General features: G+C 54.5%; 8 protein-coding genes, 6 tRNA genes and 1 rRNA gene. 2 read left to right on the top strand and 13 right to left on the bottom strand.

The annotated features are described in order from the left end of the window. Positions 1-17: 17 nt before the first annotated feature. Genes AC1DF0_RS25320 through AC1DF0_RS25310 form a run of 3 tightly spaced genes read right to left on the bottom strand, consistent with a single transcriptional unit; the run spans position 18 to position 2,546 of the window. Positions 18-941 (bottom strand): ABC transporter permease, encoded by a 924-nt coding sequence (locus AC1DF0_RS25320; protein WP_477575949.1) that lies wholly within the window; start codon positions 939-941, stop codon positions 18-20. After that, positions 938-1,753: an ABC transporter permease gene (locus tag AC1DF0_RS25315; protein WP_477575947.1), complete on the bottom strand. Its 816-nt coding sequence runs from the start codon at positions 1,751-1,753 to the stop codon at positions 938-940. The genes AC1DF0_RS25320 and AC1DF0_RS25315 overlap by 4 nt, the downstream gene beginning before the upstream one ends. Next, positions 1,734-2,546, bottom strand: coding sequence for an ABC transporter ATP-binding protein (locus tag AC1DF0_RS25310; RefSeq protein WP_477575945.1), 813 nt, complete (start codon positions 2,544-2,546; stop codon positions 1,734-1,736). The genes AC1DF0_RS25315 and AC1DF0_RS25310 overlap by 20 nt, the downstream gene beginning before the upstream one ends. A 276-nt stretch (positions 2,547-2,822) precedes the next feature. Between AC1DF0_RS25310 and yhbH the strand changes: the two genes are divergently transcribed. Next, on the top strand, positions 2,823-3,986 hold the full coding sequence (gene yhbH / locus AC1DF0_RS25305; RefSeq protein ID WP_477575943.1) for a sporulation protein YhbH: 1,164 nt from the start codon (positions 2,823-2,825) through the stop codon (positions 3,984-3,986). Positions 3,987-4,173: 187 nt separating this feature from the next. After that, positions 4,174-12,396 (top strand): glycoside hydrolase family 94 protein, encoded by an 8,223-nt coding sequence (locus AC1DF0_RS25300; RefSeq protein ID WP_477575941.1) that lies wholly within the window; start codon positions 4,174-4,176, stop codon positions 12,394-12,396. Between the two features lie 230 nt (positions 12,397-12,626). On the opposite strand, the gene pdaA is transcribed toward AC1DF0_RS25300, so the two are convergent. The 10 genes from pdaA to AC1DF0_RS25250 form a co-directional block, all read right to left on the bottom strand. Beyond that, positions 12,627-13,376, bottom strand: coding sequence for a delta-lactam-biosynthetic de-N-acetylase (gene pdaA, locus AC1DF0_RS25295; protein WP_442050653.1), 750 nt, complete (start codon positions 13,374-13,376; stop codon positions 12,627-12,629). 165 nt (positions 13,377-13,541) lie between these two features. Further along, entirely contained in the window at positions 13,542-14,087 is a 546-nt protein-coding gene (locus AC1DF0_RS25290) for an HD domain-containing protein (protein ID WP_477575939.1), read from the bottom strand. 186 nt (positions 14,088-14,273) lie between these two features. Further along, complete coding sequence (locus AC1DF0_RS25285; RefSeq protein WP_477575937.1) at positions 14,274-15,296, bottom strand: LLM class flavin-dependent oxidoreductase; 1,023 nt, start codon at positions 15,294-15,296, stop codon at positions 14,274-14,276. 119 nt (positions 15,297-15,415) lie between these two features. Next, positions 15,416-15,492, bottom strand: a tRNA-Pro gene (locus AC1DF0_RS25280). 8 nt (positions 15,493-15,500) lie between these two features. Further along, positions 15,501-15,575 (bottom strand) — tRNA-Gly (locus tag AC1DF0_RS25275). 8 nt (positions 15,576-15,583) lie between these two features. Beyond that, a tRNA-Thr gene (locus AC1DF0_RS25270) sits at positions 15,584-15,659 on the bottom strand. A 35-nt stretch (positions 15,660-15,694) separates the two neighbouring features. Continuing rightward, a tRNA-Met gene (locus tag AC1DF0_RS25265) sits at positions 15,695-15,771 on the bottom strand. Positions 15,772-15,789: 18 nt separating this feature from the next. After that, positions 15,790-15,864 (bottom strand) — tRNA-Glu (locus AC1DF0_RS25260). Between the two features lie 26 nt (positions 15,865-15,890). Then, positions 15,891-15,978 (bottom strand) — tRNA-Ser (locus AC1DF0_RS25255). Between the two features lie 203 nt (positions 15,979-16,181). After that, positions 16,182-16,328: ribosomal RNA gene (locus tag AC1DF0_RS25250) — 23S ribosomal RNA — on the bottom strand; the annotation flags it as partial.

Below are 16,328 nucleotides of genomic sequence, written 5' to 3'. Positions count from 1 at the left end.
TTCCAGGATGAACGTTGTCAGGAATGTCTACGATGCGATACATGCCACGGTATAGCAAGCCGCTCAACAAGCTGAACGATATAATAGAGAACGATGCCTAGCGCTGCGGCGATTACGATGCAGGACCAGGCGAGTGGCATGTTGCCAAGCTTGATCTGATCCGATAATAGAAAGCCCAGCCCCCGTGAAGATATGAAAAACTCCCCGACGATTGCACCGATGATGCTCGTGGACATATTGATCTTCAGCGCCGTGAAGATAGCCGGCTGTGCCGCTCGAAAGCGCAGCTTCAGAAACACGGTCGTTCTCGGCGCAGCATAGGCATGCATGAGATCGAGGTAAGCAGGCTGTATGGATCGCAGCCCTTTGAAGGCGCTAATCGCCATCGTGGCCATCGTCATGACGGAGACGATCGCAATTTTGGAGGAAACGCCGTTGCCGAACCAATTGTTCATGACTGGCGCAAGCGCAACGATAGGAACGGCGTTAAGCGACGCTAGCAGCGTAATCGCGCCTTTGCCCGCATTCGGGAACAATGAGGCTGCCACAGCAGCCGTAAGACCGAGCAAAGAACCAATGATGCAACCACCTATGATCTCAATTCCCGTATAGATTGAATAGCTCCAAAGCAAATCGGCGTTTTCCTTTATGGAAGATACGATCGCTGACGGAATCGGCAGCTGATAGCGCTCCAGCCTGAACAATCGATGGAATCCCTCAAGCTGCCAGACGAGCAGGAATACAATCGCGAAGCCTACCGGAAGCAGCATCGGCTGCAAAGCTTTCCAGCCCGCTGATATACGCGGCAGACCTCTCTCATTTGCTTTGATGTTAATCGTTATAGGGTCGCGCCCTGAATCCAGCTCCTGTACATTGCCCGCGGCAGGCAGCGCCGCCATACCTGACTGAGGTTCTGACTTGACGGCCGCAAGCTCCTTCATGCCTCGTCCCTCCCCTTCGCCCGGAACTCGGGCTGCCACGGTGTAAGCAACCTTTCGGCTGCCGCGATAAGCAGATATAATGCGATGCCGATTACCATGCTGATGAGCACCGTTGACCAGAACATATATACCTGTGACGTCCCATAGTAGAGCGAGCTGACCATGAGCACCCCGATACCGTCCGGCGCTCCCATCAGCTCCACGATGATAGATGCCGTTATGGCGAGCGGCGCGGACAGCTTCAGACCTGCGAACAAGCCGGGAAGCGCGGCACGTAGCTTCAGCTTGCTGTAGAGCGTCCATGTCGAGGCTGCATACGTGCGCATAAGCTCCAACTGCTCAGGACTTACGCTTCGCAGCCCGCGAAGCATATGGATCGCGACCGGAAAAAACGTCACGTAGCCAGCCATCAGCACTCTGGACAGCTCGGCATCGCGGACAATCCCGTAAATAATTGGGGCTAGGCCGATAATTGGTATCATCTGAGAGGCAATCATATATGGAGACAGCGTATACTCGGCTGCTCTCGATACACTCATTACAATCGCAAGTGCTGCACCGACTATCGAACCGATGACGAAGCCGGTAATCGAATTGCCGAACGTCACCGTCCCTTGCTTAAGCAAGGTCGGCAGATGATCGGCTAGTGTTCCCAGCACCTTATGCAAGTATGGAAGCTTCGAGGCTGGGGCGGTCGTCTTCATGACGTCGGCGATGAACCATGCTCCAGCTTCCCATAAGAGCAGGACGGCGGCGACCCATAAGGCAAGGACAGCGCCCTGCCCCCCTCTTTTAAACAATCTGTCCGTCAAAGGAATCACTCTCCTTGTAGAAACAATTCCTCACCGTCCTCGACATCTCGTGGAAATGGGCTGATTCGCGGATATGGGACAGATCGCCCTCCTCCCTAATCATTTCCACGACCGAATGGACGCGTCCGGGATGAGCAGATAACACAATGACGCGGTCCGACAAGAACACCGCTTCGGGAATGCTGTGCGTAACGAATACGATCGTCTTGTTCGTTTGCTTCTTGATCTCAAGTAGCTCCAACTGCAGCTTCTCCTTCGTGAACTCATCAAGCGCGGAGAAAGGTTCATCCATGAACAGAATAGGTGGATCAAGCGATAGGGCGCGGGCAATTGCGACACGTTGCTGCATGCCGCCGCTTAGCTGCCAAGGGTAGTAATTACGGAACGAGGATAGCCCGACCATCTCGAGCAGCCTCTCGATAAGAGGAGTGTATTGCGATTTGCGCTCACCGAGCACCTCTAGCGGCAGCTCGATATTCTCCTTCACCGTCCGCCATTCGAAGAGCGTCGGGTTCTGGAACACAATGCCGAATTTACGGCGGAGTCGGACTTCACGAGGGTGGTCATCTTGGATCGTAATCGTGCCGCTCGTAGGCTCAAGCAAGTCGGCCATCAGCCTGAGCAGCGTCGACTTGCCGCAGCCGGACGGTCCTAGCAGCGATACGAATTCATTGCGATAGATTTCGAAGCTTACGTCTTGGAGCGCAGTGAACTCCTGCCCCTTTTTCCCAAAACGCATACTCACTTGATCGACGATGATCTCTGCCTTCTTGGCAGCTTCAGGTATATGCATGCAGTCCCTCCTCAAAACAAACATAGTTTGCGTTAAGTATGCGAAAGCCTTCATCACTGTATATGTCATATTATATAACATTAACTTTTGATTACATTATACAAAGTGGTTAAAAATGAGCAGTCGAACTGGACACAATGTCACCCCCAGCCGCAAGACCGTTAGATAGATTGCTAGAATTAGACGTTTTATTCTTTCACATAACCGCTCGGCTGTTGAATATATTGATTAACAACAGGTGTTTTAACAACAAATAAGCGGGGGAGGTGCTCCGAAATGGGTTCATCGGACAACGGCATGTTCAGCGTCTCACGGGAAGATTGGTCATTGCATCGCAAAGGGTATCAAGATCAGGCCAGGCATCAGCAGAAGGTAAGGGAAGCGATTAAGCAAAATTTGCCCGATCTCGTGTCTGAGGAAAGCATCGTCATGTCAGACGGCAAACAGGTTATTAAGGTGCCGATTCGGAGCCTTGATGAATATCGGTTCGTCTATAACTACAATAAAAATAAACATGTCGGCCAAGGCGATGGCGACAGTCAGGTCGGCGACGTGCTCGGCGTCGACCCTTCATCGGCGCAGAAGGGCGGCAAAGGCGACAAGGCCGGAGATCAGCCCGGCGAGGATATAATCGAGGCGGAGATCAGCCTTGCAGAGCTGGAAACGATGCTGTTCGAAGAGCTGGAGCTTCCGTTCCTGAAGCAGAAAGACAAGGATCAGCTCGAGACGAAGGAAATCCGGTTCAACGATATTCGTAAAAAAGGCATCATGTCCAACATCGACAAGAAACGGACGATCATCGAGAACTTGCGCCGCAACGCCACCTCCGGCCAACCTGGCATTCACGGCATAACGCCCGACGACCTGCGCTACAAGACGTGGGAAGAGATCGTTAAGCCGCAGTCGAATGCCGTCATCTTGGCCATGATGGATACGTCTGGCTCGATGGGCTCGTTCGAGAAATACGTGGCTCGCTCCTTCTTCTTCTGGATGACACGCTTCCTGCGGCACCAGTACGAGAAGGTCGACATTGTTTTTATTGCGCATCATACAGAAGCGAAGGAAGTAACAGAGGAAGAGTTCTTCACCCGTGGCGAGAGCGGCGGTACGATCTGCTCGTCGGCTTACATGAAAGCGTTGGAAATTATCGACAGCCGCTTCAATCCGAACCTGTACAACATCTACCCGTTCCACTTCTCTGACGGCGACAACCTGACGAGCGACAACGAACKGTGCGTGAAGCTCATCGGTGAGCTGCTTAAGCGTTCCAACCTGTTCGGCTACGGCGAGGTTAACCAATATAACCGCTCCAGTACGCTCATGTCAGCCTACAAGCATATTAACTTGCAGCACTTCATGTATTATGTCATCAAGGAAAAAGGCGAGGTATACAACGCGCTGAAGTCGTTCTTCCGCAAGCGCGAGGGCGTGACGGGCTAATCAGGACGAAATCTTTACGAATAAACTAAGGGAGGCAGCCTGCTGCCTCCCTTTGTTTTGATCATCATTATGCGTGTATTTCGAATTGGTTTCATCGAATACGCGCGTTTGACTTATAAAATCCCCCAAAATTCGGAATGTTAAAGAAGTGCTTTTATTCAATTATGATCCATGGGGGATAAAGGAAATGGAATGGAGTCAAGTAAAATTGAAGGAACATGCCCATAAGCTCGCGTTGGAACATGACCCTCACGGCAAACGGATATCGTCTAAGTCGCTGTCGTTTTGGCTGGAGGAAGATGTCAGGGAGCTCCGGCAGTTTATCGCCGAGTTGAACGAACGGGCCATCGCCTGCGAGCAGCCGGCCGAGGAATGGTTTCTCGACCATTCGGAATTTTTGGAAGCGGAGCTGGCTGGCATCAAGCTGGAGCTGGCCGGCTTCCCGGTCAAATCGCTTCCCGTGCTTGGAAAGAGCGCGAGGACCAGAGTTTCTTCGATATGCGAAGCATACCTTGCGTATACCGATGGATTGCTAGACGAACAACTTTTCATCGCTTATTTGGACGCTTATCAGGAGGTTGCCGTGCTGACTGCCGCCGAGGCTTGGTCAATCCCGCTCTTCCTTAAGATGGAGCTCGTTCGCAGGCTTGTGTCCCTCGCGGGGCCGCTGAAGGAACGCCGGGCCATCTGCGTACAGGTTGAGCGCATGCTGTCCTCCATTCCCGCATCGGAGCTGACACCGGAGCGGTTAAAGCAAGCACTCGAGGCGGAGCATGTCGAAATGCCGTTATCCGGCGCCATGACCGTTCATCTCGTCAAACATCTCAGAGAACATGCGGAGGATTCGGCGCATGTCGGGGAATGGTTGATCTGCAAGCTGGAGAATGAGCCCTCGGATTTGGACGCKATCCTATCTTACGAGTATAGGCTGCAAGCCGAATATCAAGTCGCTGTCGGCAACGTACTCGGCAGCTTGCGCAAGCTCTCGCGCTGGTTGTGGAATGAACTTTTCGAACGCGTCAGCATTATCGAGCAAACGCTGCGGCAAGAGCAGGCAGGCGATTATCCGCGATTGGATGGAGCAAGCCGGCATACGCTGCGATATCGGGTAGAGCTGCTTGCCCGCCGCATGAAGGTGCCAGAAAATTTGGTGGCATCCCAAGCCGTCCGTTTGGCCGACGATCGCTACTTAACCGCCGCTTCGGAGAAGACACCTCAGGCTTCCCCTTCCAGAAGCAGCTATGTGTCCTATTATTTGCTGGACGCGCGCGGCATGAAAGAGCTTCAGCAGGCGTTGAAGCAATGCGGCAAAGCCGGCGCCCTTCCGGAGGTCGGTCTTCGTCTTCGCGCATCCGGCCTGTATTTGCAGATGGTCGCATTAGGAACGTTAATCGCTCTCGTCGGTTTCTTCATCGCGATCGGCGCGCAGGGAGGACTGGACCTCCCCCTTTCCGTAGGCGCTCTTTCGGCCTGCTTAATGCTACTTCTGATCCCGGCAAGCGAATGGGCCATCACAGTCGTTCACTGGCTCATCGAACGAATGACGCTGCCGACCCGTCTGCTGCGCTACGATTTCTCTGAAGGCGTGCCGTCTGAAGCGTCGACAATGGTCATCATTCCCGTCATTTGGAGCAGGCCAGACAATATTAGAGCGACGTTCGACCGTCTGGAGCTTCATTATTTGGCGAATCGAGAATCCAATATCCATTTCGGCATACTAAGCGATTTGCATGATGCGGACGCGGAGAAACTGTCCGAGGATGATAGCCTGCTGCGGCTGGCGAAGGCGGAAACCGAACGGTTGAACCTTAAATATCCTGCAGCCACGTTTCATTGGTTTCACCGCAGCAGGCTATGGAATCCTTCCGAACGTTCATGGATGGGCTGGGAGCGCAAGCGGGGCAAGCTGGAGGAATTCGTAAAGCTTTTGAAGGGGGAACGTAATACAAGCTACGAAGTAATTTACGGTGATAGCACCGTGCTGGAGGGGATCCGCTACGTCCTCACGCTTGATGCGGATACGCAGCTTCCACTCGAAAGCGCTCGCCGCATGATCGGAGCGATCCATCTGCCGTACAATCGTCCCAGATTGGATTCAAGCGGTACGAAAGTAGCCGAGGGCTACGGCGTGCTCCAGCCGAGGATCGGCATGACCTACGAAAGCGCGCGGAAGTCGAGGCTAACGGCTCTCTTCGCTTTCGAAACCGGCCTCGATCCTTATGCCTTCGCGGTGTCGGATCCGTATCAAGACGCGATCGGCCAAGGCATATTTACCGGCAAAGGAATCTTCGACGTCGACGCGTTCCACCGCGTTCTTGGAGGACGATTCCCGGAGAACCGCGTGCTCAGTCACGATTTGCTGGAGGGCAGCTTCCTGAGAACCGGTTTCCTGTCGGATATCGAGTTGATCGACGATCATCCGCCGACCTTCCTGTCGCAGCAAAAGAGGCTTCATCGCTGGACGCGCGGAGATTGGCAACTGCTGCCTTGGCTTAGGAGTGCAGCGAGAAACGCCAAGGGAATGGTCTCGCCCACTAACTTATCGGCGATGACTCGCTTTCAAATTGCGGATAATCTAAGGCGCAGCCTGCTTCAGCCTGTGCTTCTGGCGATTCTGCTGACGGCGGCACCGCTGCTGCCGGGTTCTCCTCTCAGTTGGTACGCCATCGTACTGGCAACCATGCTGCTGCCGGTCATTCGCCAGCTCTTCTCGTTCGCCGGCTTGATTCGGCGTCCCGGCAGCATACTGCGGACGGCCGCACATGCGCTTCTATCGTTCATTGTGCTCCCGTTCCAGAGCGCGATGCTGCTCGATGCCATTTTTCGGACGCTGTACCGTTTGATAGCGTCCAAACGATTGCTGCTGGAATGGACAAGCCAAGCGGAAGTGGAGCGGTTAAGCAGCAAGGCGGGAGCGTCACCGCTCGCCGGCATGCCCGGCGGCTACACGCTTACCGCGCTTATGCTTGCCGGCGCCTTTCTGCCCGGATCTTCGGCCGCGACGAAGGCAGTCGTCCTCGTAATCGCGCTTCTCTGGTGCGCGGCGCCGCTTGTCGTCCGGTGGCTTGACGGTTCGCCCGAGCATAGCGATGCTTCCTTTAGTGAGCAGGAAACGGAAACGCTTCGCAATCTTGCTAGCGATATATGGTCGTTTTATGAAGATTTCGTGACCGAACAGGACAACTGGCTGCCTCCGGACAATGTGCAGCTTGAACCGGATCGAGGCGTCGCGCACCGAACCTCTCCGACCAATATCGGCATGTACGCCATATGTGCGGTTGCGGCAAGGGACTTCGGCTTTATTGACACGACCGGCTTGATCGAACGGCTCGAGCGGACGGTCGGTACGATAGAGCGGCTTGAAAAGTGGGAAGGACATCTATACAACTGGTACGACACGGAATCGCTCGCTCCGCTTATGCCTATCTACGTGTCCACCGTTGATTCGGGTAACTTGGTGGCCGCCCTTATAACGGTAAAGGAAGGTCTAATCGAGTGGATGCGCGCGGACTGGGGCAGTAAAGCGGGCATGCCAGATTATAAAGGCATGGAACACCGGCAGAGTAAACGATACGAGGTCGCTTTCGCGGATGAGCTGGGGAATGCCGGCAAAGGCGACTTGATGACGCGAGGCAATCGGTTGGCCGACCGGATCGATGACTTAACCCAGGGCACCGACTTCCGGCATCTTTACGATTCAAAGACGAATTTGTTCTCGCTCGGCTATCATGTCGCCCGTCGCGAACGGGACGAAGTGTTATACGATCTGCTCGCTTCCGAAGCAAGGCAGGCGAGCTTCGTCGCCATCGCGATGGGACAGGTGCCGGTCTCCCATTGGAACGCGCTCGGGCGTACGATGACGAAGGTCGGCGGCAAGTCGGCGCTGCTCTCCTGGAGCGGCACGATGTTCGAATATTTGATGCCTTGGCTGCTCATGAAGACATACCGGCATACGATTTGGGACAGCACTTACAAAGCCGTGGTCTCTCGCCAGATTGAATACGCCAAGCAGCGGAACGTGCCGTTCGGCATATCCGAGTCCGGCTATTTCGCTTTCGATCATCAACTGAACTATCAGTATCGCGCCTTCGGGGTGCCGGGTCTCGGCTTCAAACGCGGACTGGAACAGGACTTGGTGTTGGCCCCTTACGCAACGATCATGGCTTTACCTTATGCACCCCAAGAGGGGCTTCGTGCGTTGCATCGGATGGAGGAACTTGGCGCCCGGGGACCGTACGGGTATTACGAAGCGATGGATTTTACGCCGCGACGGCTGAAGCATGATGGACAGCACGCGGTCATCCGAAGCTTCATGGCGCATCATCAAGGCATGAGCCTGGCGACCTTGTCCAATATGCTACTCCCTCATTCCATGATCGACCGTTTCCATCGGAACAAAGAGGTGCGCGCGGCCGAGCTGCTGCTTCAGGAGCGGATTCCTCGCCAAGCCAAATTAATCCGGCATCCCGCTTTGCACCGCTCGCAGACCGATAGGGAAACACTGCCGATTCAAACCGAGCCGGTTCGCGAATTCACCTCCCCCCATACCGCGACGCCCGAAGCATGCGTGCTGTCCAACGGCCGATTCAGCACGATCGTCACGGCCAGCGGCAGCGGCTTCAGCAGCTGGGAAGGTCTTTCCGTCTCCAGATGGAGAGAAGATCCGGTGAAGGACGCTTGGGGATCCTATATTTATGTTCGCGATGTCGCTTCCGATCGGATATGGTCCCCCTCCTTCCAGCCATGCCGGACTGAAACGCCGGAGCAACGCATTCGTTTCGAGCCGGACAAAGCAACGTTCGAACGCCGCGTTGGCGTTGTGAGGACGCTCATGGAAATTTGCGTATCTCCTGAAACCGACGCGGAAGTACGGCGCATCACGCTTGTCAATGAAGGAGACGAGCCGTTGATGCTGGAGGTCACGTCGTACCTGGAGCTAGCACTTGCAAATCCGATCGCGGACGATGCGCATACCGCCTTCAGCAAGCTGTTCATCCGCACTGCATACGACGAAAACAGCGGTTGTCTCGTGGCCAGCCGCAGAAAACGCGAGGCCAAGGATCAAGCGCTATGGGCTGCCCATACCCTCGTGGCGGAAAGAGGAACGTTCGGCGGACCGGAATTCGAAACCGACCGATCGGCTTTCATCGGACGAGGGTACCGCTTGGAGGAGCCGCAAGCGATCCGGAACCGGCTAAAGGGAAAAACGGGCTCCGTCGCGGATCCGGCCTTCGTAATGAGGCGGCGCGTACAAGTAGAGCCCGGTGGACAAGCCATCTTCTACGCCGTAACTTCGGTAGCTGAAACGAAGGAAGATGCGCTTGAAGGAGCAGCAGGATTAGCAAAGCCGCAGCAGGTAGAGCGGACGTTCCAGCTGGCCTGGACGCGAAGCCGAATCGAGCTCCGCAGCCTAGGGCTGGAGCTGGAGGAAGCGTTCGTCTTTCAACGACTTGCCGCGCAAGTGTTGTATACGCCTCCGCTTAGCGGCGAGCGCGGCAAGCGAATTCTAGCCAACGTCAAGGGACAGCCCGGGCTGTGGTCCTTCGGCATATCGGGAGACAGACCGATCATCGTCGCCGAAATCGATAACCGAAGCCGCCTGCCGTTCGTAATTAAGCTGCTTACCGGACATGAATATTTGCGCAGGCTGGGCATCCGCTTCGATCTCGTCCTACTAAACCGATCTCCGGTCGGATACGAACAGGATTTGCAGGATGCGCTCAGCCGGGCCGTCGAGCACGGCGTCGACCGATTCGATGCCGGGCACGCGAATATTCAAGTCCTTCCCGCCGACAGACTGTCGGAAGACGACGAAACACTTCTCCTTTCCGTAGCGAGGTTATCGCTCCGGGCGAGCGGACCTTCCTTGGCCGTTCAACTTCGGAAGCCGCGCGGGACGCGGGAAAGCGATTCGGCCTCAAAGAGACCGACCATGTCTGAGGGCACGCATCTCCTTGCGCCTCGGCAGCAGGAAGCCCGCGCCGTCAAGCTCGAAGCCAAGGACGTATTATTCCACAACGGCTGGGGCGGCTTTACGCCGGACGGCAAAGAGTACAAGCTGCTCATTGAAGACGGCAAGCATTTGCCCGCACCGTGGATCAATGTCCTTGCCAATCCCGAGTTCGGAACGATCGTGTCTGAGCTCGGAACCGGGTATACGTTCTGGCGCAACAGCCGGGAGTGCAAGCTAACCCCTTGGTCGAACGACCCGGTGCTCGACCCGCCCGGAGAAATGGGTTACCTCCGCGATGAAGATTCCGGCAGCGTATGGACGATCGCTCCTGCCGCCGGCGGCCATGTGGCGCCGTACCTGGTCACCCATGGCCTCGGCCACACGACCTTCGAGCACGAGCGCGATGGCATAAGCCATACAATGAAGATGTTCGTGCCGATGGACGATCCCGTCAAAATCATGCGGCTGAAGCTGAGGAACGACTCTGCGTCGGAAAGACGCCTGTCCGTAACCTATTATGCGGAGTGGGTAATCGGGGTACATCGCCAATCGAACGCCTCCTTTATCGCAAGTGAATGGAACGAGGAAGCCGAAATCATGACCGCTCAGAATCGCTATCAGGACATCTTCCGTGAAGCGACGCCGTTCCTCGGCGTCTTCCCGCAGCAAGCGGCGGAAGAAGATGGACTATCGTGGACAGCGGATCAACTGGCTTTCGTCGGAAGAAACGGAAGCATGGAACGGCCCGCCGCTTTGTCGCGCCCAAGCCTGGACATGCGGGACGGCGTCCATTACGCAAGCTGCGGAGCCGTCCAACGCAAGCTGAAGCTTCAGCCTGGCGAAGAAACGGAAGTGATCATGCTGCTCGGTTGCGCCTCTTCCAGAAGCCAAGCCGCGATACTTGCTCGGCAATACGCCGACGAGGGACGCTGCGATGCCGCTTGGCAGGAGACAGCCTCTTATTGGGAGGAAACGCTCGGCCAGATCGTCGTGGATACGCCGTCGGTCGAGAGCAATATTCTCCTCAACGGCTGGCTGCTGTACCAATCGCTTGCATGCCGCATGTGGGCGCGAACCGCCTTCTATCAAGCCGGAGGCGCCTTCGGTTTCAGGGATCAGCTTCAGGACTCGCTCGCCATTCTCCACACGAGACCCGAGCTTACGAGGCGTCAGATTTTGCTAAGCGCATCGCATCAGTACGAGGAAGGCGACGTGCAGCATTGGTGGCATGAAGAAACGAATCGCGGCATCCGCACTTTGTTCTCCGACGACTTGCTCTGGCTGCCGTATTCGGTCTCTCGATATATCGAGCATACGGAAGACGCGACGGTACTCGATGAACGAGTCGCCTATCTGACCAGCGAAACGCTGCGGGAAGGCGAGCATGAGCGATACGAGGAGACGGTCCGCTCCGATCGAATCGAAAGCGTCTACGAGCATTGCGCCAAAGCCATCGACAAGTCGCTGCAGCGGATCGGCGAACATGGCTTGCCGCATATCGGGGTGGGCGATTGGAACGACGGCATGAATCTGGTCGGCGACGAAGGCAGGGGCGAAAGCGTCTGGCTCGGCTGGTTCCTCAGTGAAGTGCTTAAACGCTTTGAGCCTTTATGCGATTCTCGAGGCGAACAAGAACGCAGCGCAATGTACAAGACGGCCCGCGAGAAGCTGGCCGAATCGCTTCACGAGCATGCGTGGGACGGACAATGGTACCGTCGAGCCTTTACGGACGGGGGTACCTGGCTCGGCTCCTTGCATAACGAGGAATGCCGGATTGATGCCATCGCGCAATCCTGGTCCGTCATTTCCGGCGCGGCCGCGCCGGATCGCGCGCTACAAGCGATGAAGTCGTTCGATCGCGAGCTGGTCGACCGTGAGATGGGGGTCGTAAGACTTCTCACTCCGCCGTTCGACCGCACCGAGCCGAGCCCCGGCTACATTCAGGGGTATCCGCCGGGCATCCGCGAGAACGGCGCGCAATACACGCACGGCGTCATCTGGAGCATCGTCGCCTGGTGCAAGCTGGGTCGCGGCGACAAGGCGTTCGACCTGTTCCGCATGCTGAACCCGGTCAACCATACGCGGACCGAACGCGAGGTTAGAACCTATTACGGCGAGCCTTACGTCATGGCGGCGGACGTGTACACCGCCGAACCTCATCAAGGCCATGCGGGATGGACCTGGTATACCGGGGCATCGAGCTGGATGTATCAAAGCGGAATCGAATGGATTTTGGGTATGCGCAGGCAAGGCAGACGTCTATACCTGAATCCTTGCGTCCCGTCCGAATGGGCCGGCTACAAAGCGATCTACCGCTTCGGCCAAACCCGCTACCATCTTCATTTCATCCGCAACGGGGACGGCAACGGCGAAATCGAACTGAACGCCGGTCCCGATGCCTACGTCGAGCTGGAAGACGGAGGAGGAGAACGTTTTATCACCATCCGAATAACGTAAAATACAAGCGAAAGTGCTGCAACCGGCGTTGCCGTCTTACGGTAAAATACTGCAAAKAGAAGAGACTGCGGCATCGTTATCGATGTACGCAGTCTCTTCGATGTACGTCTCGCACTCGCTTGCCTTTAGCGCTTATGACTGACTATGACGAAAACAAAAACGACGCAGGAGTTTTCTCCTGCGCCCTTTCTAACTATCTATTCGTTGGCGAAGACGGAGCGCACGGCCACTCAGAGCAAGCCAGCCATCAACTCGTCCAAGCTCTTGAATTCATAACCTTGCCGTCTAGCTTCGTCAATGATGCCCCCCAGCGCCTCCGTATTGTCCTTCGACACGGAATGGAGCAAGATGATCGCACCGGGATGCAGCTGCTTAATGACGGAGCTATAGGCATACTCGCGCCCTCGCTGTGCATTAACATCCCAATCCTTATAAGCGACTGACCAAAATACGTTCGTATAGCCGACCTGCTTGCTGACAGCGAGCACCCTTTCGCTGAATATCCCTCTTGGCGGCCTAAGATAGATCATTTCCTTCTGTCCAGTGAGCTCGCGCACTTGTACATTTACTTTGTCCAGCTCGGATTTGATCTGCTCGTCGGACAACGTCGTCATATCCGGATGACTCCACGAATGGTTGCCGATGATATGCCCTTCCGATACCATTCGCTTAAGCAGCTCAGGCTGATCCTTAATGTAATGACCGGTCACGAAAAAAGTCGCCGGCGTCTTCTTATCCCTCAATATGTCAAGAATTTTCGAGGTGTAGCCGTTCTCGTAACCGTTATCGAACGTTAAGTACAGCTCCTTCTTGGTCGAGTCGCCAAGAAACAAAGCGCCGTGCTTCATCACAATCGGTTTGAAGCCCTCATCGTCTATGGAGGGAAGCCTCCCCTCGGCGCTCTTCCGAAAACCAAAATGATACACGCCAGGCGAGCCAGCCGCATTCACTATACTTGTCGTGCCGCTCAGCATAACCATAAGCAGCAAAGCCGCAACGATACGAATCAAACGCATAACCACTCATCCGCTCCTTCTCTTGTCCCGATCGTAACCGATCATAATAAAAATAGCTGCTCCAACGAATAAAAATCGTCAGCGCAGCTATTTTCCCCTGATTTTCGCTATTATATCCATCATTCTCCCTTATTGCCGCTCGCCGTACAGTCCGTTTACCTCTTTGATCAGCACCTCGAGAAGCGGAAAGGTTGATTGATAGCCAATGCTCTCAATGATCGAACGATGATACCATTCCTGCTTATCGCGTCCGCGCTTGAACCGCTGCCACGCTTTCTCGCCCTCAGCCTCAATGGCTGACCGTGTCGATCGAATATTATGAATCTTATCTGCGCAGGAAACCATTCTGATCGGAAGCGATGCTGTCTTCAAGAAAGCAATCGTATGCGACTTGCGCTCTTCCCAGGACTTGCTCTTGTCAGGCTCTGAGCATCCGATAACAATATCAGTCACCGTCTGTCCGAATGTCTCGAGCAGATCTGCTTCCGTAATTTCGGTATCCTCCAGCGTGTCATGCAGGATGCCTGCAGCTACGATCTCAGGCTCGCACTGAGCTTGCATCAGCATCATTCCGACTCCGTACGGGTGGCTAATATAAGGCAGGTTTGTACCTTTCCTCACTTGATTTTTGTGAGCCTTTGCTGCAAGATCAATTGCTTTCTGTATAAGCTCCATTACCAATGATCGCTCCCTCTCCTGCATGGCCGCCTTTCGTCTCTGTTCCATCTTCTTCGTATGCAGCCTATAAACGTAATATATACGCTTTTTTGCTTCAACTAGACCATATGCGTATGCTTAATGGTCGCCAAGTGTTCGTAGTGTATCCGAATATCGCTGCTTATACCACATAATATCGTCTAATCAACCATGACTGCTTATGTTCAAATCGAATAACTCCGACAGGAGCTTATACGAATGTACACGCGCCTCGTAATTATGAATCGGGCTATTAATGAGAATCTCGTTAACATTGTAAGCCCCGCTTAGCTCGATAAGCTGCTGCTTCACTTTCTCGGGAGAACCTACGACTCTCGTTTGGCGCGTATGCTTAATTCTTAAATAGTCTGCTTCCGTATATGGGTAGTCGTACGCCGTCTGCACAGAAGGCAGATTAAGCAGTTGCTGTCCCGTCGACAGCTGCAGGAAAAATAAATCACTGCTTGTCGCAAGCGCATTCGCTTCCTCGTCCGTATCMGCACAAATAACTAATGCAGCAATCATAGCCTGCGGCTTATCGCCGAGCAGCTTGGAAGGCTGGAAGTGAGTCTGATAATATCGCATGGCTTCCTCTCCGCCCGGTGTGCCGAAAAACTGCGCGAAAGCATAAGCCGAACCTAGCTGCGCGGCCATTCTTGCGCTTTCTCCGCTAGAGCCGAGCATCCAGATCGGCGGCGCGCTCGGGATCGATGGAGAAGTCAACAGCCCCTCGAAAGGATGTCCCGAAGGCTGTTTATCACGCAGAAAGCCTGCCAAGTCCAGTACCTGCTGTGGGTACTTATTCACATCAACGAACTTATCCGCTTGCAGCGCTCTTGTCGCGATCGGCATACCGCCCGGCGCTCGGCCTAGCCCAACGTCGATTCTGCCCGGGTGGAGCGCCTCTAGCAGCTTAAAGTTTTCAGCTACCTTGTAGGCACTGTAATGAGGCAGCATGATCCCGCCTGATCCTACGCGTATCGTCGACGTAGCCGCTGCCAAATGCGCGATAAGCACTTCAGGGCTAGAGAATGCAAGCGCTCTTGTCGCGTGATGCTCCGATACCCAGAACCGGCTATAGCCTAGCCTCTCCGTCTCCTGAATGAGACGCGTCGCTTCCTGCAGCGCTTGTCCCGCTGTCTGACCTTCACTTATATGCACCTGATCKAGAACTCCGAGCTTAAGCATAACCTACCTCCTAGCGATATAATGAGCAGCAATACGAGTAAAATAATTTCAAAAAAAACCACTCCCGTTCGCCTCAATTCGACGAAGTTAGTGGTTACCGTTTAAGTAAAAAATGAAAATGGTCGGGATGACACGATTTGAACATGCGACCCCCTGGTCCCAAACCAGGTGCTCTACCAAGCTGAGCTACATCCCGAGAAAAGATGGAGCGGAAGACGGGAATCGAACCCGCGACCCTCGCCTTGGCAAGGCGATGCTCTACCGCTGAGCCACTTCCGCAAAAAAACTGGTGCCGTCGAGAGGACTTGAACCCCCAACCTACTGATTACAAGTCAGTTGCTCTACCAATTGAGCTACAACGGCAAGGTATGGTTTCATCTGCTTCTAGATGAAGGAATTGGTTGCGGGGGCAGGATTTGAACCTGCGGCCTTCGGGTTATGAGCCCGACGAGCTACCGGGCTGCTCCACCCCGCGTCGTTAAACAAATAATAATGGTGACCCGTAGGGGATTCGAACCCCTGTTACCTCCGTGAAAGGGAGGTGTCTTAACCCCTTGACCAACGGGCCTAGCTATGATGATAAAAAAGTTCGTACGGAGAGAGAGGGATTCGAACCCTCGCACCACTTACGCAGTCTAACCCCTTAGCAGAGGGTCCCCTTGAGCCACTTGGGTATCTCTCCAAACAGTGTTTTTCACTGATTGTACCTCTCGAATTACTTCGAAAAACACAACCATTTTCATTTGATTATGCTTCCCGAATCACTTCAGAAAAGACATAACCATGAATTCCAGAGCGGTATTGCGCCCTGAAAACTGGATACGAAAGATGTTGCTGCTGAACTTTAGCTGTTGCCTACAGGTTGTATGGACCATATAAGCTCTTTAGGATAAGCCCTCGACCGATTAGTATTCGTCAGCTACACACATTGCTGTGCTTCCACCCCGAACCTATCAACCTCGTCGTCTTCAAGGGGTCTTACATACTGGGAAATCTCATCTTGAGGGGGGCTTCACGCTTAGATGCTTTCAG

Source organism: Paenibacillus sp. 05T425, assembly GCF_056396205.1.
This window is presented reverse-complemented; position numbering and strand designations above follow the sequence as displayed.

What these genes read in the sequence shown, in the direction of transcription:
- AC1DF0_RS25320 (WP_477575949.1), bottom strand. Translation starts at nt 941, where the DNA reads ATGAAGGAGCTTGCGGCCGTCAAGTCAGAACCTCAGTCAGGTATGGCG.
- AC1DF0_RS25310 (WP_477575945.1), bottom strand. Translation starts at nt 2,546, where the DNA reads ATGCATATACCTGAAGCTGCCAAGAAGGCAGAGATCATCGTCGATCAA.
- pdaA (WP_442050653.1), bottom strand. Translation starts at nt 13,376, where the DNA reads ATGGTTATGCTGAGCGGCACGACAAGTATAGTGAATGCGGCTGGCTCG.
- AC1DF0_RS25290 (WP_477575939.1), bottom strand. Translation starts at nt 14,087, where the DNA reads ATGGAGCTTATACAGAAAGCAATTGATCTTGCAGCAAAGGCTCACAAA.